Source organism: Marinobacter sp. MIT932201, from assembly GCF_047123295.1.
Taxonomy (GTDB): Bacteria; Pseudomonadota; Gammaproteobacteria; order Pseudomonadales; family Oleiphilaceae; genus Marinobacter; species Marinobacter salsuginis.
Genome location: NZ_CP138917.1, coordinates 3521205 through 3542954 on the forward strand (window position 1 = coordinate 3521205; position 21750 = coordinate 3542954).

Below are 21750 nucleotides of genomic sequence, written 5' to 3' on the forward strand. Positions count from 1 at the left end.
ATGAACTGAACCTGAAAAGCACTTAAACGCCTTGTATTTTTTTGATCAACATCAGATTTTCGCCAAAGCCATTGCACTTCGCTGTAAGTCAACCCGGCTTTCAGTTGGAATTCAGTCTTTGTCTATAATCTGGTCATCTAAATAGTTTTTGAATTCGTTCGCTCTTCTTCAGAAACCGGGAGATTCAAAAGATGTTCAGTCAGAGAATTATTCGCGTGGCGGTCAATGGTTATGGGGTTATCGGCAAGCGAGTGGCCCAGGCCGTTGCGGCACAGAAAGACATGGCCGTGGCAGGCGTAGCTGATGTCGCGCAGGACTGGCGGGTGAGAGCGGCTCTGAGTAGAGGATATGCTCTGTACGGCGCAACTGAAGAGCATGCTGCTGCCATGGGCGCAGCCGGGCTCGATGTTTCCGGCACGCTGGACGACTTACTTGGAGCTGCGGATGTCGTGGTGGACTGCACACCAAAACACATAGCCAGCAAGAATATCGAAACCTACCGGCGACTCGGCCTCAAGTACATTGTCCACGGCGGCGAGACACATGAAAGCACAGGCCATTCATTCGTGGCCGAGGCCAACTACGCCAGTGCTGTTGGTCGTAACTGCACGCGAGTGGTCTCATGCAACACAACGTCGATCATCCGCACCCTGTCAGCGCTCAAGCGCCATGGGCTGTTGGACCGGGCACGGGGAACCCTTCTGCGCCGTGCCACCGATCCCTGGGAGAGTCATCTGGGCGGGATCATGAATACCCTCCTGCCAGAGCCAGAGATCCCCAGCCACCAGGGCCCGGATGCCCAATGTGTCGACCCGGATCTGAATGTGATAACCATGGCGGTCAAGGTTCCGGAGACGCTGGCCCACCTCCACTACTGGTCCGTGCAACTGACACGTAATGCGAGCAAGGACGAAGTGCTCGAAGCCTTCCGCACCTCTTCCCGCATTGCTCTTATCCGAAGCAGCGATGGCCTCGACGCGATCAACAGCGTCAAGGAGTTGATGGCCGATCTTGGCCGGCCCCACGACAGCTTGTATGAAGTCGCACTGTGGGAAGGCATGCTCAAGGTGCAGGGTAACGAGCTGTTCTATGCCTATATGGTCGACAACCAGGCGATTGTTGTTCCGGAAACCATCGATGCCATACGCGCACTTACCGGGGCTGAACGCGATGCGGAAACCTCGATCAGGAACACCAACGACAGCCTGGGTATCGGCTCCCTGGGCCTGTAGAGATGAACACCGGCCCCGGCGGCGACGCCTGTGAACCGGAGGGCGGAGCCGTGAAGAATGTGTTCAGGCTATTCGGCGAGGGAGACGAACTCTATGCGGATATGGCCCGCTCGATCCGTACCGCCACCCGGCGTATCTTTCTCGCTTCGTATATCCTTGCAGCGGACGAGGTGGGGGCGCATCTGCTCGATGAACTGATGAAGCAGTCCCGCCAGGATCTCGACGTGCGCATTCATGTCGATGCGCTGGGCTCAAGCGGCGTGCTTACGCGGCAGCACCGTCGCCAGCTCAGGGCCGCCGGCGTTCGTCTGCAGCGCTTTCACAGCTGGAGCTGGCGGCACCCACTTCGCTATAACCGTCGCGATCATCGTAAACTGCTGGTGGTTGACGGTGAAACGGCGTATGTCGGCGGGTTCAACATTCATCGCGAGGGCTCAAGGCGCTTTTATGGCCCCCAGCGGTGGCGCGATATGCATGTGCGCATTAATGGTCCCCTAGCCAAAGAGGCTGACGCCCTGTTCGACGCCTTTTGGTGCGGCGACACACAATGGAACCCAGACAACCCTACAGTCGGGAACAATCGGATCATCCCCAATACAACTCGCGCCTGTCGCGTTCAGTTGCGGTGTGCCATCAAGGAGCAACTGGCCGGAGCGTCAGACCGAATCTGGCTGGCGACGCCTTATTTCGTGCCGGATCGTGGATTGCGCAAACAACTTGTGCTCGCGGCCCGCCGGGGGATCGACGTGCGGATTCTGACCACCGAAAAGACCGACTCGATTCCCGCGCAGTGGGCTGCCCGCGCCTTTTACCGAGAACTACTGGAACACGGCGTTCGGGTATTCGAGTACACGCCCCGGCTATTGCATTCCAAAGTGCTGCTCGTTGACGATGCCTGGGGGAGCATAGGGACAGCAAACTTCGACTACAGAAGTTTGTTTATTAACTATGAACTGACATTGATCTCCGAAAACGAAGCCCTGAATGGCCAGTTAAGAAACGAGTTCATAACGGACTTGCGCGATGCCCGTGAAATTACTGGCATCGCCTGGAAACACCGCGGATTCATAAAAGGCGCGTATGACACGCTTGGGCTGTTGCTGCGCAGGTGGCTGTAAGCGGGCCGAGCCAAGGGCCCGGCCAAGCGTTGCGGCATGAATTAAAGACACAGCGGGTACGTTGATACTCGTTGAGTCAGACCGCCTTGATAACCTCAGACAGCCTGCCTTTCACCTCAGCGGCAATTTTCCTGAGCTGCTCATTCTCGATCGCTGCCATGGATGAGACGGGATCAACAGCACTGACTTCAACACCCTCCGGAGTCTCGCGCAGGATGACATTGCACGGCAACATAGCACCGACCCGAGGTTCTACGCCAATTGCCTCCCATGCCATGGCTGGATTGCAGGCACCAAGAATTCGGTAGGCGGGCATATCCTTGTCCAGTTTCTTTTTCATGGTCATCTTGACGTCTATTTCCGTCAAAACCCCGAACCCCTGATCGGCCAGGGCCTCGCGGGTTCGCTCGTCCACGGTCTCGAACTCTGCATTCTGAATAATGCGATTCATTGTGTACGACATATACATCTCCTTTTCTCCAGGTAAACCGAGCAGGGCACAACTGAGCCAGCACTCGGATGTCAAAGCCTCGCCTTTTTCAGAACCCATAGCGCACTCCCAGGTACAGGTTATTGTTATCCTGAAACTGACCAAAGAAGGTTTCCTCCCGGGCGCCGAAAAACAGGTTTCCCCCAGCCTCGACAGACAGATGGTCATCAACCTGATAGCCCACCCGGGGGCGCAGGTAGGCGTCCTGGTCCGAGGGCGAGTAAAACAGGAACAACGACCACTCCAGATTCTGGCTGTGTGTCAGCCAGGTCAGCCGCTGGGTGAGGACGTGGCGATTTTCGTCCCGCACCGGGGTACCGGACGGCAAGGTCCGCCGGTAGGCCTCAAACTCGCCCATGCGCTCCAGATAGTACTGCAGACCCAGGGTCAGGTTACGGGCGATCTCCTGTTCATAGCCGAGCAGCAGGCGCAGCTCGCTGTTGCGCACCGTAGGATCGTCGCCATCACGGTCGGCACGGGAGTCATAGTAGCCCAGTTCGACGTTGCCGATGCCCGCTCCCACCGGTCCGCGCAGGCTCGCGCCGAACACCGACAGCGGAGGAAACGTGGCCCTGCCGCTGGCCGGCTCAGCCCCGGCCGGACTCTTCCAGAAGCCGTCGTAGCCGTAGAGCGCGACCTCGTAGGCGCCAAGGTTACGGTACAGCCGGGCGGCCCACTCGTCGTCTTCGAACACCTCTGCCGGGCGCTCCGCCAGTACAACCGCATCGCGCCCGGTCAGCCGCCCTCGCCCCGTGTTGAAGAAAGAGAGACGGCGACCGTCGATGAAGCGATCCGCGTCAAACCGGGGGGTGTAGACAAGGTCAAGATTGGCCCAGCTGGAAAAAGCCGAAACCTTCAGCGCGTCCGAGGGCGCCTTGAGGTACTCCACATCGCGGCCGATAAAAAACGAGACCCAGTCCTTGGGAAACAGATCGTTGATGAACACCAGGTCGCCGGTTCCCCAGGTTAGTATCTGGCGCCCCAGCTTGACATCGGTATCCGCGCTCGGCGAAAACACCAGGCTGGCCTCGCGCAGGTCGAACGCGCCCTCACCCGATTCCAGGTCCACCGACCGATCATCGTCCAGGTCGTCATAGAGAAAATCGCCGGTAAGGCGCAGCGTTACTCCCTTGAAATACTTCTCCGCCTCGAGCTGCAACCGGGTTTCGGCGATGGAGAGATCGCGCTGGTGAGGATCATCGCCCAGCCGGGTTCCGCCGCGGGCCTCCCAGAAGCCGCGCAGACGAAATGGCAGCGCCGCCGCAGCCGATCGGTCGGTGGTCTGTTCTGCTCCGGTCTCACCCCCGAGGCCCGCTGGCAGGGCCGGTTCTGCGGTATCACTGGCTGGCGCACCCAGCCCCTCCGGCAGCTCGGGCGCGGCCGCCCATAGCGCCCCGGGCGCTGCACCGAGAACGATACCCGCCAGCAACATGCCCCAGAGCAGGCTTCTGGTGTTCATCCACGCCCTCCTGCCCTCAGTGCACCGGTGGTCACTGCAAGTACTCCCTCGGTGCCCGGCGCAGATACCGCTCCGAAAACACGTCTTCCGGCAGGCTCAGGTCATAGTCAATGCCGCTGTAGGTCAGCTCCGTAGTGCCACCGTTACGCAGATTCTCCATCCTCGCCTTGACGACCGTGGGGTAACCCTGAATGTTCTCCACCGCCAGCGCGGTGTAACGCCGGTAGAGGTTGTCACTGTCGTCGATATACTCGGTGCGAACCGGCAGGAACGACTGCTTGTGGATATAGACATCGTAGTAGGCGAACTCAACCTCCCCGGGCCTCTTGGGTTTGTTGCGCACTACGTAGTAGTTATCCGTGGTTTCAATCAGCTCATGGCTGTCGGCATCAATACTGCGCCCGGAGATGTCCTCGTAGAAGAAATCCGAGCCGACGAAGCTGGTGCGTTTGTCGGAAGCGGCAATTCGCTTAACCAGATCCAGCGCCGGCAGGTACAGCCAGCGGTCGTCGTCCCGGTCCTGGTGTTTCCAAACCAGCAACGTCATCTGGCTCACATCCGCCGGTCGTCGGAAATAGACATAGTACTTCTGCTCGCCGAGATAGGCGCCCCCCTCAACGGCATCTGTCTCCGGACCGTCTCTCCGCAAAATGGTGAGTTCGCGACTACGGGTACGCCCCTGGCTATCCGTGATGGTCATAGCGACCCTGGCGCGGCCATCACGCCCCTGAAAGTAGGAGACCATATTGGCACGGTTGACAATGCGCTCCACCGAGGGCGCAGCGCCGGCATCCTGGGCCAGGGCAATGGGCGTGATGCCCAGAGCGATCACCACCAGGGCCAGCTTTTGGAACAGGGTAACAGGCCAGTATCTACTCATTGCACGCCTTCCTCTTGGTTTTGCGGATTCGGGGCGGCCCTGCGGGCACCGGGAAACAGCCATCGTTGCAGCAGGGTTACCAGTGCCGGCAGGATCAGCAGTGTGCTCAGGCCGGCGGTCAACAGAATGGCCGCGATAAATACCCCCACCGTCTGGTAGGGCACGAGCGGCGCCGCCAGCAGCGGCAGGAAACCAACGCCAAGCACGATGGCGTTGCGGGTTATTGCTCGTGCAGGCTCACCGAACATCGGTGCCACCGAGCGACGCCAGGAGCCGGTCTCGGCCTGAGTGGCGCGGGTACGGGCCAGGAAGTGGATGGCGTAGTCCACGGCGAGCCCCAGACTCAGGGCGCTCAGCACGGCGACCGGCATATCGTAATTCTTGCCGACAATGCCGATCAGACCGTAGATGGCCCCGATGGTCACGGTCAGGGGGATCATGCACAGCAGGCCCCAGAGCAGAGAGCGGAACAATAGGGCCATCAACAGGAGCACAACAACGAAACTGCCGAACAGGGCCATGGCCATGCCGCTGACCATTTTTTCCTGCCAGACGACATTGATATAGTTCAGACCGAACCAGCGTGCCTGGAGCGATGCAGGCGGAGGGTTAGTTGCGATGAAGTCGTTGAGCGCCTCGACCACCCGGCTCATGTCCCGGTTGTCGCCGCTGGTGAGCTGAACCCAGATGCTGGCACGGCGGTAGTCTGGTGTGACGAAATGCCAGAGATCCTGGGGGCGATGGCCATTCTGGTAGGTGAGCAGGGTCTGCGCAACCGCCGCCGGACTGTCCGGGATGCGAAAGGCCCCGGCATCGCCACCCAGAAGTTCGCGGTGGACGGTCTTGACCACATCGGCGAGCGAGTTGGACTTGCCCACCACACCGGTCTCGCCCAGCCGCTGCTGCAGCCTAGCGATATAGCGCAGGACCTCGGGGCGCTTGAAGGTCTCGTCGGGCCGGGCCGCGTCATCGGCCTCCGGAACCAGCGCCAGATAGGCCATATAGGTGCCGCCGAAATGTTCGTTGAGCACCCGGTCCGCCACCCGGATGGGGTGCTCGGGCTCGAACCACTTGACCGGGTTATCGTTGATACGGATCTGGCTGATGCCATAACCCGCAGCCACCACCACGACCATGGTAACCACTAGCACCGCCCTGGCGTGGCCGACCACACCCTCGCCGAGGCGACGCAGCCAGCGCCCCATGACCGTATCCCGGTCCGGATCCCCGGCGGCGTGGCCGAAGCCAGTGAGCCGCCGTTCCGGCATCAGCATGATGTACGCCGGAATGAAGGTCACCGTGCACAACCAGGCCAGGAACACACCGATCGCGATAAAAATGCCGAACACCTGAACCGGGGGGATCGGGGTGAGTGCCAGTGACGCAAACCCCGCCATCGTGGTCAGGGTGGTGAACAGCATCGGCTTGAACAGTATCCCCATGACCTCCAGGATGGCCCGGCGGCGGTCCCGATGCAGGGGATAGCGATCGAAAAATTCCGAGAGAATATGCACCGCGTCCAGCACCGCAATAGGCATGATGAATACGGGGATCATCGAGCTCATGATGTGGACCGTGTTGCCGCTGATCACCAGCAGCGCCATGGTGCCCGCGGCCGCTACCACGGCCACGATCATCGCCGAGGTAATGAGCCGGACGTGGCGGAAGAACCACCACATCGCCAGGAAGATAACCAGCATTGCCAGTGGCGCAGAGATCGCCATCTGATAGAACATCTGCACACCGAAGGTGTCCTCCGCCACGGGCAGCCCGGTGATGTAGACCTGGTCGCCGGTATCCTTCCAGCCAGCGACTTTGTCAAGCAGGGCTTCGCGCACCCGGTAGCTCATGTCCTTGCTGGTCAGCGGCAGGTAAAGGGCGACAGCCTTGCCATCGGCGCTGACCAGGGTATTGTCGAACAGTGGGATGCGTTGCGCCCGCTGAAGAATAGCGAGCGCCTGTTTGCGGGTATCCGGCGGCTCCGGCATGAGCCAGCTGAAGCGAACCGCGCCGACCCCCTCTTGCTCGATGTTATCGACCCGCGAGAGCGCAAGCATATCCTCCTCGACCACACCCTCCTGCCGGCCGGGATTGTCCGGATCGGGCCACCTGAGCGTGCTGGCAAACTCCGTCAGCTCATAGATGCGTCGCAACGAACCGACATTGAATACCCCGTCAGGGTCGTTTTCGTTGACCACACCCACCACGACCATGTCATAGAGCGAGAATTGCTCCTTCATATCGTCGTGAAACACGCGCACGGGTTCGTCGGCAGAGAGCATGTTCTCGGGGTCGGTATCGATGGTCAGCGGATTAAGCAGACCAAACCGCTCGGGCCAGACGCTTGGCAGCGCCGCCAGCGCCACCAGCGCCAGCGTGACGGCCACCATGGCCCAAACGGTCAGTCGAGGACGGTCAGTTGCAAACTGTAGCCAGGAACCCGCGGTCTTTTCAGCCATTTACAGTGCCTCCGTGGGTCAGTCGAAGGCTGCGCCAGGCTTCTTGCCCACTGCCTTGAGAATCTTCGCCAGTGGGCAGAATCCGCTGAAGGCCGCCTGCAGCATATTGGCGCCCACGAACGCGGTAAACCACAGCCAGTAAGGTGAATGGAGCTGGGAAAGAGCCAGACTTACAAGAATGAAAGATCCCGCGAATGCGAGTACAAGACGGTCAATGGACATATCTCTCTCCTGTTATACTAACGCGCTATAGGTCCAACAGATTGCGCGTCTCGTCAAAAGTGCATGGCATTTAGGTTATCTACTTGGCGAACAAAGGGACGTTGGATCGGGCCAAACGGCAAGCAAAACTCAACGTGTTGACCAAGTCACCTCCAGCAAATTTATCATATTCACGAATTCAGAGCTATGAATATATGAACAGCAATCAGATGTCGGATGCGGCTGACCGTGCTACCAACTTGTTAAAAGCACTCTCTGGAAAGAGCAGATTAATGATTCTCTGCCAACTGGTGGAAGGCGAGCGTGCGGTGAGCGAACTCGCCGATGCACTGGAGATGCGCCAGGCGGCGGTCTCCCAGCAACTCGCCCTGCTGCGCAAGGACGGCCTGGTATCTGCGCGCCGCGAGGCGCGGACCATGCACTACTCCCTGGCGGGAGATGAGGCTCGCCGGATTATAGAAGTACTTTATGACCTGTTTTGCGAGAACGACCTTTGAAAAAAGGGGTATACGGATTTAATGGTTGATGGGGCACCTTCACCCCATCAATCTGATACCACCCTCAGATGGTTGATAGATCGACTCCGTAGTTGAGTTCCTCTGCGAAGTCCGGCAGTCCGTAACCGATGGTTTTCTTGTAGAAAGGAGAGACCTTCGCAGTCGGTGCCTTCTTCTTGTGCTTCGTGGTGTAGAGCATTCGTGCCCGCATCACCTCGAAGGAGTAACCGCGCCCTTCACGGTTCTTGTCCTTGGCCAGTCGGTTGATGGACTCCGTGTAAGCGTTGGTGACGGGCATGTCCGTCTCGAAGTAGGTCATGGTCTCTTCGCGCCAGTTTCCCACTGCCCTGACCAGATCGCTCCAGACTTCCTTTTGGCCCTTCGGGATGGTGGCTATCCACTCGTCCAGGGCGGCTTCTGCCTGGAGCCGTGTGGTGGCGTCCCAGATGCCGTAGAAGCGCTCCTTGTGCTCGTAGGCGGCCAGCAGTTGCGGGAACGCGCCTGTCCAGGTCTCCATGATGAGGCGCTCCCGGTCTGAGACTTCGTGAGCGCGTTTCAGCAGGATTTTCCGGTCTCCCTTGAGATTCCGGCTCTGGGACGGTTTCAGCTCCTTTCTGAGGCCCTTGCGCACTCTCTCTAGGGCATCGTTGGCCATGCGCACCACATGGAACTTATCGACCACGATACGGGCCTGGGGCAGCACAGCCTTGACCGCTGCCCGGTAGGGGTTCCACATGTCCATGCTGACGATCTCGACCTTCTGCCGGTCTTTCAGCTTCATCAGGTAGTTGGTCACCACGTCCTGGCGGCGGGTGGCCAGCAGGTCGAGCAGGGTTCGCTCCTCAATGTTGGTCAGAATGCAGCGGTAGCGCTTGTTCAGGTATAGCTCGTCAATGCCCAGGATGCGGGGCGTCTCGAAGCGGTGCCAGCGCCCCAGGAACTCGGCGCGGGCGTTGAAGATGTCGCGCACCGTCTTCTCGTCCAGGCCGGTCTGTGCCGCCACAAAGGTGTAGGGGTGGTTGAAGGATTCCTTCTCCACGTACTCATGCAGCCGCAGTGTCATACGGAATCCGTCCACCATCTCCGGTAGCTGGGGCCTGAATGTTGTCTTGCAGGCCCGGCAGGTGTATCGGCGGCGGACCACCCAGAGAGTGACCCGCTTGCCGTGGATGGGCAGATCACGATAGGGAACGTCACGCTTGCCGAACCGTACGAACTCACCCTGCACGCCGCATTCCTCGCAGGCGATGGGATCGGGCACGTCCACCTGGAAGTGCATTTCGTCGTCGGTTGATTTGCAGCCCAGTACTTGGTATTGCGGCAGGTGAAGGATGTTGTCGGGAAGTTCGGTCATGGTGTTGTATAGGCGTAGGTGTCAGTCAGATCCATCCGGCTCGGCATTGGTGTTTGCTTTTTTACCCAACAAGCTGCTGGAAACGAAAAGTAAGGCACCGAGGACAATTGCAATATCAGCCAGGTTGAAGGCCGGCCAATGCCAGTCTCGCCAATAGAAATCAAAGGAATCCACAACATAGCCGCGAAAGACCCGGTCAATCAGGTTGCCCATGGCGCCACCGAGGATAAGACTGTAAGCGATGGCTTCTCCTTTATGACGATTTTCAAGGATCAGCTTGATCAGAAAAATCGAGACCACTACCGCGATTCCGATAAAAAAGTAGCGCTGCCAGCCTCCACCATTCGCAAAAAGACTGAATGCGGCACCGGTGTTCCATAGGTGCACCCAGTTAAAGAACGGGGTCACCGAAACATACTCGCCATAGGCCATTGATTGCTGCACCAGCCACTTTACAGCCTGATCAGACGCTGCCAGCAGGCCCGATATGGACAATAGGGCATACGGCGAGAGCTTTTTGCCAATAATGAGCATTATTTAACCCTTCAACGCCAAAATGCGTCTGGCACCGTTAAGTACAATGCCCCCCGCGATGGTGCCGATAATCAGATCCGGATAATTGGAACCGGTCCACGCGACCAGGGCGCCGGCGGTGATGACCCCCAGGTTGATCACCACGTCGTTGGCCGAGAATATCCAGCTTGCCTTCATGTGCGCCCCGCCTTCCCGATGTTTGGATATGAGCAGCAGACAACTGGTATTGGCAATCAATGCGACGAATGCGATAGCCATCATCACCAGCGATTCAGGCTCACTACCGAATACAAAGCGTCTCACCACCTCTACGAGCACGCCCACAGCCAAAATCAGTTGCAGTACACCAGCAAGATGCGCGGCACGTACCTGCATTTTCACGCTATGTCCAACCGCATAAAGGGCAAGCCCGTACACCGCCGCATCGGCAAAATTGTCCAGGGATTCTCCAATCAGGCCGGTGGACTGGGCGATCAGACCGGCAGTCATTTCCACCACGAACAGAAGTGCATTGATGCCGAGCAACCAGCGCAGGGTCCCGGATTCTTGCTTAGCAGAAGCTGCCGAAAACTCGGCGGCCTTGATGGTCTCCGGATTTGCAGCGACGGTTTCCTGAAGCGAGGCGCCTAGCCCCAAGGTCTTCAGTTTCGAGGTGACGGGCTCGACCTCGCCGTCATGCACGACCTTCAGCCGGCGGTTCGACAAGTCGAAGGACAGCGCCCGAATCTCCTCAAAGCCGTTCAGGGCTAGGCGAATCATTCGTTCTTCTGATGGACAGTCCATCTTCGGCACGGCATAAACACTGACCCATCTCCCTGGCGCCTCGGAGGAGGCCTGTATATCGGTATCCGCTGCGGACGTTGCATCACCGCCACAGGCGCCACCACAGGATTTGCTCATGATACGACTCCACTTGAACAATGTTGTGGTACCATTTAAAACTATAAAGCTACTATAAGGTCAATAGAGTAAAGAATCCGTTGGGGAGGAGGCTGATGCGCATTGGTCAGTTGGCGCAGTTGGTAGGGGTCGAAACACAGACGATCCGCTTCTATGAACAGCAGGGCTTGTTGCCGCCGCCTGATCGGCAGGACAACGGTTACCGTGTCTATACCGAGAAGCATGGTGAGGGGCTGGCCTTCATCCGTCGCTGCAGAATCCTGGGCCTGTCACTGGCTGAGATTCACGAACTACAGAGCTATCAGGACGACCCTCATCAGCCTTGTACCGCCGTCAACGCCTTGCTCGATGATCACATCTCTCATGTGCGGTCGCAGATAACCGCTCTGCAAGCGCTTGAGAAACAACTCGTTTCACTGAGAGCGAGTTGCAACGATGACCGGGAAGTTGAGGCGTGTGGGGTTCTTGCTGGAATTAGCGAAGGAAACATGCACCAGCAGTAGGTGAAGCATCAACCAGATAATCCGATGAGATGCCGGTCTGTCTCACTCCTCATGCAAAGGTAAGATCAACCATTTAATCCGCTTACCCGAAAAAAGTAGGACAACACGGAAGCCCGGGCTGTCCTACTTTAACGACTAATCGCTGGTAAAGGCCTGGCGCATGTATTGAACGATGGCCTCCGACTGCTCCATGGTCAATGAACTGATGCCGCCCTTGGCGGGCATCGCCATGGACGAGCCGGGGCTCTTGAAACCCTCCATGATGTGAGTAGCCAGTACGTCATCACCCTTGGACAGCCGGCCATCGCTCTTGGTGAAGTCCGGAACGCCGGGCAGCTTGCCTTTCCCGTCTGCGCCATGGCAGGCGACGCACGTGGTGTTATACAGTTTTTCGCCGGCTTCCACCTGGTCAGACGAAGCCGCGGCTCCGGCTGAGTGCGCAAGGACCCCGGCGGCCAGGCTGGCGATCAGAAAAAACGACCTTTTCATTTATTGCCCCCTTTGCTATCTGCGGGATCATTACTCTTCTGGAGAAAGGTCTGGATATCTCTTGCTTCCTGCCCGGTCAGTCCCGCCCTGATGCGCATGTGAAGCACGGTTGGTTCCCAGACATCGTCGCGGAACTCGGCCGGGTCGCGCATGTTATGGCACCGTGCACAGTTGTCGGCCCATGACTGGGCACCCCGGACGAATGCCATGGGATCGTCAGCATCCTGAGCCGCCGCCGAGCCTATACCACCGATAAAAAGCGCAGCCATGAATGCAGCATTACTGATGAGGTTGCGGTTCACTAATTTCATGTTAATCCCCTCTTAAAATCCGTAAGCCAACTGAACGTTGAAGCGCTTGTCATCGTCAATAGCGTTGTCATCGTAATTATCCACGGTGTAGGCCGCTTTGATGATAACGTGGTTTGCGAACAGGTAATTCACCCCCGCGGACCACTGGGCGCGGTTCGCATCGGCATTCGGGGTGTCCAGGTCACCATAGCGGACAACACCTTCCCATTTGGTATCAGGCAACCGGTACGCCGCCTGCGCATACCAGGCTGTAAAGTCAATCTCCTTGGTCACCGAACCATCAGCAATCGTGCTGTTGGCTTCGCTTCCCACGGTCTGCTGTATGAATTCACCGCGCAGCTGCAGGGTGTCAAGGTTGTAAACGGCGTCCGCACCCAAAACGGTGTAGTCACGGTCCGGCTCTCCCGCGGCCAGGTCAGAGACGTCGTGCCCTTCGGCCACTCCGACTTTGCCCAGAGCACCTGACAGACCCAGTTCCAGCGCGGGCACCGGCAGGAAGCCTACCCGGCCACCGTATACAAAATTGCCATCGGCATTGGACGCGGCAGCCTCGGTTTCCATTTCCAGCTCAACCTCGTCACCATGCCCATCGACCAGGAGTGTCGGTCCGTTCGAGGTAAACAGCGCATAGTTGGCGCGCATCGCCCCGCTCAGGGGAATGCCGCCACGCAACTGAACACCCAGGTCGGAAAGCGGTGCCGCACCCCCGTGACCAAAGCCCACAGGAGCGGTAGGCAGCTTGTTGATCCAGCTTGGGTGAACGTTCTGGCGGAACTGGCCAATAGGGCTCAGAAACTTACCCGCGACCAGCGCCATGTAATCGTTCAGTATGAGATCAATGGTCGCGTATTCCGCTGCGATTTCGGTTTCACCATCGGCATTCGTCTCGATTTCAAGCTCGCCTTCAAACAGCACCCTGTCGGAAAACTGGAAATGGAAGATCGGCGCAAATCGCGCTGCAGTAAAACCGTCTTCCTGTCGATCAGAGCCCGCTATGAAATCAACGTTGCTGTATCCCGCCATATGCAGCTTGGACAGCGTATCAAGATTGTTGCTCTTTACATCTTCCCGCAATGCCGCGATCTGCGACTCAAGGTTGGCAATTTTTGATTCAGTATCTTCGTTTGCGACCGCAGCCCCACTCGCGAATAGGGAGGCGGCTAGTGACATCTTAATAAAATGGAGTTTTTTCATAGGTGCACCCTTCTGGGTTTAGATGAAAAGACGTATTGTCTGTCTCGAAAAAAGGCCTACCAATTAAGCCGTTAATCCAAAACATGAACAATTAGACACCTATGAACTGAAACGAAACTGAAATACCCGATCGTGTTGTCGCGATCTTGATGCAAATCACTTTTTACAATTTTCTGACATCGGGGAAGTCGAGCGGTGTAAGCCTGTGTCATACCGTATCGTTATCACCGCTGTTTTGCGACGCAGCAGCGAGCTGACGCCAACGCCCCCAACGGGGGATGAACATCGGCACCTGCCGCTGGTAGGCACGGTACTCCTCGCCAAACTCCTTCAACACCTGCCGTTCCTCACGTCGAGCCAGCCATGTGTAGACAAGCACGATTACCGGAAAGAGGCCGACGGAGAACAGCGTTGGCCAATGCACCACGCCTTCACCGAACAGAGCGATGAATAGTCCCGTGTACTGCGGATGCCGCACATACGCATACAGCCCGTATGTCACCAGACGATTTTCGCCTCGTGCCTTATGAACCTGGCGCCACCCTTGAATAAAAAGCCCGATCCCGGTAAAGGCAAGCGCATAACCAAGCAGCATTGAAATCACCATGCCGGTTTCGCCCAGACCCACCAGTGTCGACCATAGGCTGGCGCTGACATACTCGCTGTCCAGCCCGAAAAAACGCACCAACAGGTAGATGGTGAGCGGAAAGCCGTACATTTCAGCATAAAGCGCGATTATAAAGGCTTGCACCACCCCAGCGCCGGCCCATTCCCGCCAGTTCTTCGGCGCGAAATAACGGTAAAAGAACCAGGACACCAGAACGATAACGATCAGTGTGATGCCCCAAGCCCCAGCATGATCGAAGGATTCATTCATAGCATGATTTACCTGTATGTGGGACGGTTAGCTGCATCGGTTGCCGCCCAGATTGTTTTAATGTGAGAATCAGAAAGGTGATGGTCAACGCCTCACTTTTCCCATAGAGACTGCCATAAATCGATCCTCGCGCTCTCTCGTTACAATGTCGCGTGATCAGCGGCTGAAGAGCCACGTTTTGCAAGGATCGCTTGCACTATCGAACCTGAATCACATTTGTTAGCCAGCAGCAGCCCCGAAGTATCCAGGGTGCCACCATGGTTTTCATAGCCAAACGCCAGCGTCCTGTCAGGACCGAGATCCAGAGGCCGGCAGATTCCCAGCAGAACCTCCGGGCGCATGTGGCAAACGAACACTCTGAGTTTGCTATCGCGGGGGAACAGCTCCGCCCCTCTCGAGGCATCGCACTGATGCCCGGCCTCCAATGAATCCCGAGGGTCGCGGAAGCGACCGGGTTCGAGAATATAGACAACCCCGCATGAAACCCCGTGCTCAGTCAGTTCCTGCGCGACCTCCTGGCAAACCTGAAGCTGATAGGCACCAACCGCAATTAACTGCACATCCCCTCCACCTCCGAGAGCAATGGCGCCGTCCTGTACCAATTGCAAAGCCTGACGGCGGTCCAAAGCACCAGGGAGCATTGCCTTGGGAACCGTCATAGCCCAGATCTGTCCCTGGGTTTGATAGCACATGTTCAGGCACGCCACGGCACTATTGGCGTCGGCGGGATAAACAACACGGGCGGTGTCGCTCATCTCCCCCATCAAGACCTCGCCACAGGCGGGATCCTGATGAGACTGCTCGTTCTTGCCGTTTTCCCAGAGGTGCGACGTTGCAATGACCGGCACGGATAACCATCGTGCGGGCCGACCGAGACTTTTCTGGTGTCGCGCGAAAATAATTTCCTGCCGAAGCGCGCCAATCATTTTCATGGCGAACGCCTCGTACGACACCACCAGATTCAAGCCCCCCTTGTTACCCAGAGCGGCGCTGACAACCGCCTCCTCGTTCAGGGCTGTGATTACCGAGCCGTGAAGGGATTCGGCAAGGCCGGGCTCAGGCGCCAGGGTGCGATGCTTCAGGAGGTTCAGCGACTGGTTCATCTGATTGCTACGCAGTTCATCCGGGTTTCCCAGGCGAACACGCAGGACCGGGTTGGTCGTTACAACGGCGACAAACTGCGCATCAATCGCCGACATGGGCGACTGCAATTCACCGGTTTGCAACCAGACCGGTTCGGGCACCATTTGCAGCTTGACGTTACGACAACCCAGCGGGTGATCTTTTTCTGCCGGTCGGCTGTCTTCATGATGAGTTGCCAGCACCTCGCGAGCCCGGTGAATCCGGGACTCAGGCATGAACAATTGGGCAACAGATTCGTGAAAATGCCTGCGCGAGATTTCATCAAATTTTGGTATTGCAGGAAGCGGGGTCCCATGCGCCGCGTTCGAGCCGGCACCGTAGAAACCATACCCCTTGACCGTCTCAGCAATCAGATAGGGAAGCTTTACAGGGTAAGTCATGTGGCCGGAGCTGACCTGTTCGCTACACGCCTGGAGCCTCGACTCGGCCTCGAAGATGCCCCAGATAAAGGCCGCAGGATCGCGGCCATCAATGAGTATGGGGTAAAAGCCATTGAGTTCCAGGTGTTGCCGGAACCAGTCCGTCCCCCCTTGCAGAAAAATCGTTGAACGTTGATCGATGCGGCGGCCGTTGGCAATCATCACCGGGGTCACCAGGCCACAGTCCTCGGCTCGCCACCAGCGGCTTGCCCAGTCGCTGCCCCGCTGCTCCTCAAATGCCCCATCACTGAGAAACGCGACCAGACGCTCCCCCGGCAGCGGCATGTGGGTGTATTGCAGTTCAGCGAAGCCCAGATATCCGCCCTCGATCAGCCCGCCGGCAGTGTGGGGGTTGACGTGACTGCCCAGGGGAACCCCCGGTGTGCCATCCGGAGTGACGGCGTAGCTGTAAAAGTCACTCACCAGCCGGGACAGCCCCACCTCGTCGAGCGTGTACCGAGCCTGCTGTTCTGGATGCAGATTGCCGAGCAGTATGTTGACGCTTTCGATAGCCGCCACACAGTGCCCCTGCCCCATCAGCCAGCTACGGGTCAGCCCCGCCAACGCGTTGGCGGCCGTGTAGCCAAGATAGGCAGGCACCATGTTCAGCGAACCACCGGTATGCCCCTGAGGATTTTCCTTGAAGTCATCCGCCGCCAGCGGCTGTCCGGACAGGTCCACTCTGCTGGCATAAGTCATGTGGGCTACCAGCCACATGGCCGCGTTGGTGAGGGTGTCTGCAGCCTCGAAAATAATCAGGGCATCGTCGAGCGAGTCATAACGCCCGGCACAAACGAGTTCCTGGCACAGGTCGAACACGCGCACCTGGGTCAAATCGGTATGTTCGATCACCCCGCGCCCTTTTGCCCAGTTGGCAAACTGGGGGTAACGCTGCCGGTATTGGGCAGCACGCTGCTGGATTCGATGTGAATCCTCAATGGAATAGCCGTTCATGATCTCTCCCTGATAACTCTACTGACGTTAATGGTGGCCTACTAGAAATCCTCGCCGTAAATATCCGGATTACCCCGGGTATTTGCCCGGTCTCACATCATTCTTAGTGGCGCAGTGGGACAGGCATCTTGCAAGATGAGCATGCAGGTCCCGTGTCCAGTTAATAAGTTCTCCGAAGGTTTTAATATCCGTCTTCCCTTTCCCTTATGTTGTTTCGTTTTGCCAATTACGCCAGCAGACAGCCATTACCTACTACTAAAACTCATGAGCCTGAATTCATGCTGAAAAAATCCAACAAAAGATGAAAAAAGAGCCTCTCTATAATGAGGAATTGATACGCATCAAACTTTCCACTTTGGCAATTCTTCAGCACCGGAGAATCCGATGGGAACCACCTTCCGCCCCTATTCACCTGATCAGGAACTGCTTCTTCCCCCGAGCCTGAACGAGTGGCTGCCCGAAGGGCATCTGGCCTATTTCATCAGTGACGTGGTCGAGGAACTGGATCTGAGTGCCTTCTACGCCCGGTATGAAGGGAGCGGTCGGCGCAACTCGCCTTTCGATCCGCGGATGATGTTGAAGGTGTTGATCTATGCGTACGCGACCGGCGTGTTTTCATCACGAAAGATCGCCCGGAAGTTGGAAGAAGATGTCGCCCTTCGGGTCCTGGCGGCTGGCAATGATTCAGGTTACTGATGAAAATGAATAATCACGGTAATCCTGATGCCTATGCGCCGTATCCTCTTGGCCGTGTAGCGACAAACGTCAGGCACTCACCCAACCGATCTCATTGTACCCGGCGTCGAAAGACCCAAAGGGAGAAAATAAACAGCGTGACACCGATTACCAGCAAGGCGAGAGCCTCATCCCAGAGAACCGCCAGGCCGGCGCCTTTGAGGAAAATACCGACGATGATATCCATGTAATAACGCAGTGGACTCAGCAGGGAGAGGCTTTGCAGGAAAGGCGGCATGGCTTCTACCGGCGTCAAACTGCCCGACAGGAACATCAGCGGGAAAAGTCCGAAAAAGGAGAGCAGCAACGCCTGCTGAAGGGTCCGGCTGTAGGCGGCAATCAGTACGCCCAGCGCAATCGCACTGAGCAAAAAGATGGCGGTCAGCACCAGAAATAAAAGCAGACTGCCCTGAAGGGGCACATCAAAGACTCTGACAATCACCAAACTCGGAAAGATGGACAGTACGCCCATGATCAGCGTGGGTGTGACCTTGGCCAGGAACAGTTCCAGGGTGGAAATGGGCGTCACCAGCAGCTGCTCGATAGTGCCTCGCTCCTTTTCCCGGACAATAGAGGCGGCCGGGTGAATAACGCCCACCATCATACCGGCCAGAGCAATCATCGATAACACGATAAAACCCGATGTTGTCAGATCGGGGTTATACCAGATACGGATCAGGGGTACCGCGACCCCCTTCTTCCCGGCAGCAGGGAGCGCTTCGCGCTCCTGGCGCTGGACGATCTGCAGAGCATCATTGACGGCATTGGCGGCAATGTTGGAATTGGTGCCGTCCTGGAGCAACTGGAGCTGAGCACTCTTGCCAGCGAGAAGAGCACCTTCGAACCCGGCGGGAACGACCAACACCATGGTGGCATCGCCTTTCTCCAGGAGGTCAGTGGCGGTTGCCACACGGGTTTCCTGAAATTTCAGGTCGAAGGTTTCGCTCACCGCAAATTTCTGGATCAACGAGCGACTCAAGGCGCTGCGATCCTCGTCCACCACCGCCAGGGGCAGGTGGCTTACATCAAAACTGAGCGCAACGGCACAAATGACGACTTCAATGGTGTAAAGCCAAAGTATCAGGGTCAGTATCAACCGGTCACGAAAGAACTGCACGAGCTCCTTGCGCAACAAACCAAATAAGGCAATTCCCATCAGGCCACCTTCTGCTTCATTCGCCAGGCCGCGAAGACAAATACCAGGACCGTATAGACGATCAACATCATCAGATTTGGCAGAACGGCTTCAAGGCCGGCTGATTTCAGTACGATGCCCCGGGAGATTTCCATAAAATAACCGGCAGGGAAAAGCCAGCTATACAGTTGCAGGGCAAGAGGCATGGTGAACAGAGGGAACAGAAAACCGGAAAACAAAAACGACGGCATCAAGGTGACAATCAGCGTTATCAACATGGCCGCCAACTGGGTACGGACCAGGGATGAGACCAACAGGCCGATACCCACCGTGGTCAGCACATAAACGAAAGCGGACGTCAGCAGCAGTATCGGGCTGCCGGCAATGGGGACCTGAAACCAGGCAAACCCCACCACCATGACCATAAGAATCTCCAGGAAAGCCACCAGACCGTAGGGCACCAGCTTGCCGACAACAAACTCGGTTGAGGTGACCGGCGATGCATAGATCTGCTCAATCGTACCGGTCTCTTTCTCACGCACGATCGCCAGGGCGGTCAGCAGGGGTGGGAACGCCATCAGGATCACGGCAAATAACCCGGGGATGACGAAATTGACGCTGCGCAGGGAGGGATTGAACCAGACCCTGGCCTGGACCCGGACGGCGCTCTGACGCGGGGCGGGGAAATTTGCGATTACCGCCTCGGCATAGGCCGATGCCAATCGACCCAGAACAGGATAGCCTCCGTCCACGATCACCTGGACAGGCGCCTCGTCGCCTCTGAGCAGTTGCCGGGCCAAGCCGGCTGGAATCACCACGCCCATGCTGATGGTCGAGCTTTGCAGTGCCGACTCCAGATCGCGGAGATCGGTCGTTTTCTGCTCTAATTGAAAATACCGCGAGCTGTCGAAACGGGCTGACAGGTCGCGGCTTGCCGGCGTGTTGTCCAGATCGTAAATGCCCACGGCAACCTGTTCCACATCCAGATTGACCGCATAGCCGAACAGAAAAAGCATGATCAGCGGCATGATCACGGCCAACGCAATGGTAACCGGGTCGCGAATCAGCTCGCGACTTTCCTTGACGATGAGGGCGCCAAGCCGATGAGCCTTCATGGTCCCAACGCCCGGGAATTGGCCGTTCCCGCCTGTTCTATGGCCGCCGTGAAGAGCATCTCCACCGTGGCGTCGGCTTCGAGGCCGAGCGAATGATTCAGCGATGATCGGCTACCGTGTGCAAGCAGCCGCCCGTCCAGCATTAACGCCAAACGATCACAATAGGCCGCTTCCTCCAGGTAGTGGGTAGTGACCAGCACGGTCATACCGCTGGCGGCCAGCTCACGGATAACCCGCCAGAAACGGTACCGGGCGACGGGATCGACACCCGAGGTGGGCTCATCAAGGAACAAGACCCGGGGCCGGTGAAGCAGGCTGCAGGCCAGCGCCAGACGCTGGCGCAAGGCACTTGAAAGATCACCGGTGAGCTTGTCGGGAATATCTGTCAGCCCCGTTACTTCCCTGGCCCAGTCGATCGCAGCCCGCGCCGCGCCTCCGGCCAGGCCGTAGGCATTGGCAAAGAAGCGGAGATTCTCCCAGGGGGTCAGTTCCAGATAGAGTGAAAACCGTTGTGACATATAACCAATTTGCCGGCGCAATGCGGTGCTACCCCCGCCGGAGCTCACCCCGGCCACCCGGGCGTTGCCCTCATCGATGGCCACCAGCCCGCACAAGGCCCTGATCAGGGTTGTCTTGCCCGCCCCGTTGGGCCCCAGCAACGCAAGCAGTTCGCCAGATGGCGCCTCGAAACTCACCCGGTCAACGGCCTTGAAATGTCCGAAGCGGACGCTCAGGCCGGTGGCCACCAGCCCTTCCTCTTTTCCCCTGTCTTGCCGGGCCAATTCCGGAAACTGCTGCTCGCCGGCCCTCCTGTCCGTCCGCAGCACAAACAGATCCTCGAGCCGGGGCTCGGCCGCCGCCAGGTGGGTTCCCTCGGGCAATAACTCGGCGAGCTGGTTTTCAGCGATGTCCGCGTTCATCACCAGTCGCAGGTGATCCGGCAACCACTGCACTGAATGGACGCTGTCAATTTGAGCCAGGATGCCGGACAACTCCCGCAAGCCTCGTCCGGTATCTCCAGCATTTACAGTGAACACCCTTCCGGCGGCGGGCCTCAGCAGCTCTTCCAGCGACCCATCCGCAAGAACGCGGCCCTGTTCCAGCAGCAGTATCCTGTCGCAGCGCTCCGCCTCGTCCATGTAGGAGGTAGCCACAACCATGGTCAGGCCCTGCGACCGGAAGCGGTCGAGCATGGTCCAGAGATGGCGCCGGGACAGGGGGTCGACGCCGAGCCCCGGTTCGTCAAGGATCAGCAGCTCCGGTTCATGGACCAGATTGGTACATAGCGACAACTTTTTCTGCATGCCACCGGACAGTTTGGCGGCGGGCCTGTCAGTAAAGCGGCCAAGCCCCGACATGGATAGCAACCTTTCTGAACGCTCCCGATAGAGTTCGTCGGGCACATCCCGGATGCGAGCGGCAAAGCTCAGGTTTTCCTTGACGCTGAGTCGATCGTAAAGCGTAAATCCCTGGGACATATAGCCAATCTGGGCAGCAACCTGCTTGGCCTCACGACGGGTATCGAAGCCCAGGACCCGGCATTCCCCCACAGTGGGGTCCAGGATGCCAGCCAACATCTGTAACAGCGTCGTCTTGCCAGCGCCATCAGCACCGACAATGCCCACTCGTTGGCCGCGATCAACGGAAACATCCAGTGGCTCGATGACAACATTGTCTCCGAATTGGCGGCCAAGGCCTTTGGCGACGATGGGTTCCGGGGAAGACATGAC

20 protein-coding genes and 2 pseudogenes are annotated in these 21750 nt (G+C 57.8%); 5 read left to right on the top strand and 17 right to left on the bottom strand.

The window, feature by feature from the left end; genetic code table 11:
* Window positions 1-191: 191 nt before the first annotated feature.
* A complete protein-coding gene (locus tag SIC15_RS16230; RefSeq protein ID WP_136631551.1) occupies window positions 192-1232 on the top strand; it encodes a type II glyceraldehyde-3-phosphate dehydrogenase in 1041 nt (346 codons plus the stop codon).
* A gap of 2 nt (window positions 1233-1234) precedes the next feature.
* On the top strand, window positions 1235-2350 hold the full coding sequence (locus tag SIC15_RS16235; protein WP_412536459.1) for a phospholipase D-like domain-containing protein: 1116 nt from the start codon (window positions 1235-1237) through the stop codon (window positions 2348-2350).
* Window positions 2351-2426: 76 nt separating this feature from the next.
* Here the strand turns inward: SIC15_RS16235 and SIC15_RS16240 are convergent, their stop codons facing one another.
* The 5 genes from SIC15_RS16240 to SIC15_RS16260 all read right to left on the bottom strand — a co-directional run bounded on the left by SIC15_RS16240 (window position 2427) and on the right by SIC15_RS16260 (window position 7860).
* Window positions 2427-2813 carry a DUF302 domain-containing protein gene (locus tag SIC15_RS16240; RefSeq protein ID WP_412536460.1) on the bottom strand — a complete coding sequence of 129 codons (387 nt, stop codon included), beginning with the start codon at window positions 2811-2813 and terminating at the stop codon, window positions 2427-2429.
* A gap of 76 nt (window positions 2814-2889) precedes the next feature.
* Entirely contained in the window at window positions 2890-4299 is a 1410-nt protein-coding gene (locus tag SIC15_RS16245) for a hypothetical protein (RefSeq protein WP_412536461.1), read from the bottom strand.
* Between the two features lie 31 nt (window positions 4300-4330).
* Complete coding sequence (locus SIC15_RS16250; RefSeq protein WP_412536462.1) at window positions 4331-5179, bottom strand: outer membrane lipoprotein-sorting protein; 849 nt, start codon at window positions 5177-5179, stop codon at window positions 4331-4333.
* On the bottom strand, window positions 5176-7638 hold the full coding sequence (locus tag SIC15_RS16255) for an efflux RND transporter permease subunit (protein ID WP_412536463.1): 2463 nt from the start codon (window positions 7636-7638) through the stop codon (window positions 5176-5178). The genes SIC15_RS16250 and SIC15_RS16255 overlap by 4 nt, the downstream gene beginning before the upstream one ends.
* 18 nt (window positions 7639-7656) lie before the next feature.
* A complete protein-coding gene (locus SIC15_RS16260; protein ID WP_374964480.1) occupies window positions 7657-7860 on the bottom strand; it encodes a DUF2892 domain-containing protein in 204 nt (67 codons plus the stop codon).
* A gap of 272 nt (window positions 7861-8132) precedes the next feature.
* Between SIC15_RS16260 and SIC15_RS16265 the strand changes: the two genes are divergently transcribed.
* On the top strand, window positions 8133-8357 hold the full coding sequence (locus SIC15_RS16265) for an ArsR/SmtB family transcription factor (protein WP_412536464.1): 225 nt from the start codon (window positions 8133-8135) through the stop codon (window positions 8355-8357).
* 64 nt (window positions 8358-8421) lie between these two features.
* Here the strand turns inward: SIC15_RS16265 and SIC15_RS16270 are convergent, their stop codons facing one another.
* Genes SIC15_RS16270 through SIC15_RS16280 form a run of 3 tightly spaced genes read right to left on the bottom strand, consistent with a single transcriptional unit; the run spans window position 8422 to window position 11145 of the window.
* The gene (locus SIC15_RS16270) at window positions 8422-9711 is read right to left on the bottom strand and encodes an ISL3-like element ISPpu12 family transposase (RefSeq protein ID WP_412536465.1); all 1290 of its coding nucleotides are present in this window, start codon (window positions 9709-9711) and stop codon (window positions 8422-8424) included.
* Window positions 9712-9732: 21 nt separating this feature from the next.
* Window positions 9733-10245 carry a signal peptidase II gene (gene lspA, locus SIC15_RS16275; protein WP_004863699.1) on the bottom strand — a complete coding sequence of 171 codons (513 nt, stop codon included), beginning with the start codon at window positions 10243-10245 and terminating at the stop codon, window positions 9733-9735.
* Window positions 10246-10248: 3 nt separating this feature from the next.
* Window positions 10249-11145 (bottom strand): cation transporter, encoded by an 897-nt coding sequence (locus SIC15_RS16280; protein ID WP_004574643.1) that lies wholly within the window; start codon window positions 11143-11145, stop codon window positions 10249-10251.
* A 95-nt stretch (window positions 11146-11240) separates the two neighbouring features.
* On the opposite strand from SIC15_RS16280, the gene cadR reads away from it, so the two are divergent.
* The gene (gene cadR / locus SIC15_RS16285; RefSeq protein ID WP_004364961.1) at window positions 11241-11648 is read left to right on the top strand and encodes a Cd(II)/Pb(II)-responsive transcriptional regulator; all 408 of its coding nucleotides are present in this window, start codon (window positions 11241-11243) and stop codon (window positions 11646-11648) included.
* A 135-nt stretch (window positions 11649-11783) separates the two neighbouring features.
* Here the strand turns inward: cadR and SIC15_RS16290 are convergent, their stop codons facing one another.
* The 6 genes and pseudogenes from SIC15_RS16290 to SIC15_RS16315 all read right to left on the bottom strand — a co-directional run.
* Entirely contained in the window at window positions 11784-12137 is a 354-nt protein-coding gene (locus SIC15_RS16290; RefSeq protein WP_412536466.1) for a c-type cytochrome, read from the bottom strand.
* The gene (locus SIC15_RS16295) at window positions 12134-12448 is read right to left on the bottom strand and encodes a cytochrome c (protein WP_412536467.1); all 315 of its coding nucleotides are present in this window, start codon (window positions 12446-12448) and stop codon (window positions 12134-12136) included. The genes SIC15_RS16290 and SIC15_RS16295 overlap by 4 nt, the downstream gene beginning before the upstream one ends.
* A 12-nt stretch (window positions 12449-12460) precedes the next feature.
* The gene (locus tag SIC15_RS16300) at window positions 12461-13642 is read right to left on the bottom strand and encodes a porin (RefSeq protein ID WP_412536468.1); all 1182 of its coding nucleotides are present in this window, start codon (window positions 13640-13642) and stop codon (window positions 12461-12463) included.
* A 208-nt stretch (window positions 13643-13850) separates the two neighbouring features.
* A complete protein-coding gene (locus SIC15_RS16305) occupies window positions 13851-14519 on the bottom strand; it encodes a methyltransferase family protein (protein WP_412536469.1) in 669 nt (222 codons plus the stop codon).
* 140 nt (window positions 14520-14659) lie between these two features.
* Window positions 14660-17035 (bottom strand): xylulose 5-phosphate 3-epimerase, encoded by a 2376-nt coding sequence (locus SIC15_RS16310; RefSeq protein WP_412536470.1) that lies wholly within the window; start codon window positions 17033-17035, stop codon window positions 14660-14662.
* Window positions 17036-17131: 96 nt separating this feature from the next.
* Window positions 17132-17221 (bottom strand): annotated as a pseudogene (locus SIC15_RS16315) (ATPase); the annotation flags it as partial.
* Window positions 17222-17419: 198 nt separating this feature from the next.
* On the opposite strand from SIC15_RS16315, the pseudogene SIC15_RS16320 reads away from it, so the two are divergent.
* A pseudogene (locus SIC15_RS16320) lies at window positions 17420-17716 on the top strand (transposase); the annotation flags it as partial.
* Between the two features lie 106 nt (window positions 17717-17822).
* Here the strand turns inward: SIC15_RS16320 and SIC15_RS16325 are convergent.
* From SIC15_RS16325 to SIC15_RS16335, 3 genes are read right to left on the bottom strand one after another with little or no spacing between them, the layout of a single operon-like run.
* A complete protein-coding gene (locus SIC15_RS16325; RefSeq protein ID WP_008172526.1) occupies window positions 17823-18926 on the bottom strand; it encodes an ABC transporter permease in 1104 nt (367 codons plus the stop codon).
* On the bottom strand, window positions 18926-20020 hold the full coding sequence (locus SIC15_RS16330; RefSeq protein WP_008172528.1) for an ABC transporter permease: 1095 nt from the start codon (window positions 20018-20020) through the stop codon (window positions 18926-18928). Before SIC15_RS16330 ends, SIC15_RS16325 begins: the two co-directional genes overlap by 1 nt.
* Window positions 20017-21747, bottom strand: coding sequence for an ATP-binding cassette domain-containing protein (locus tag SIC15_RS16335; RefSeq protein ID WP_058091965.1), 1731 nt, complete (start codon window positions 21745-21747; stop codon window positions 20017-20019). The genes SIC15_RS16330 and SIC15_RS16335 overlap by 4 nt, the downstream gene beginning before the upstream one ends.
* Between the last annotated feature and the right edge of the window lie 3 nt (window positions 21748-21750).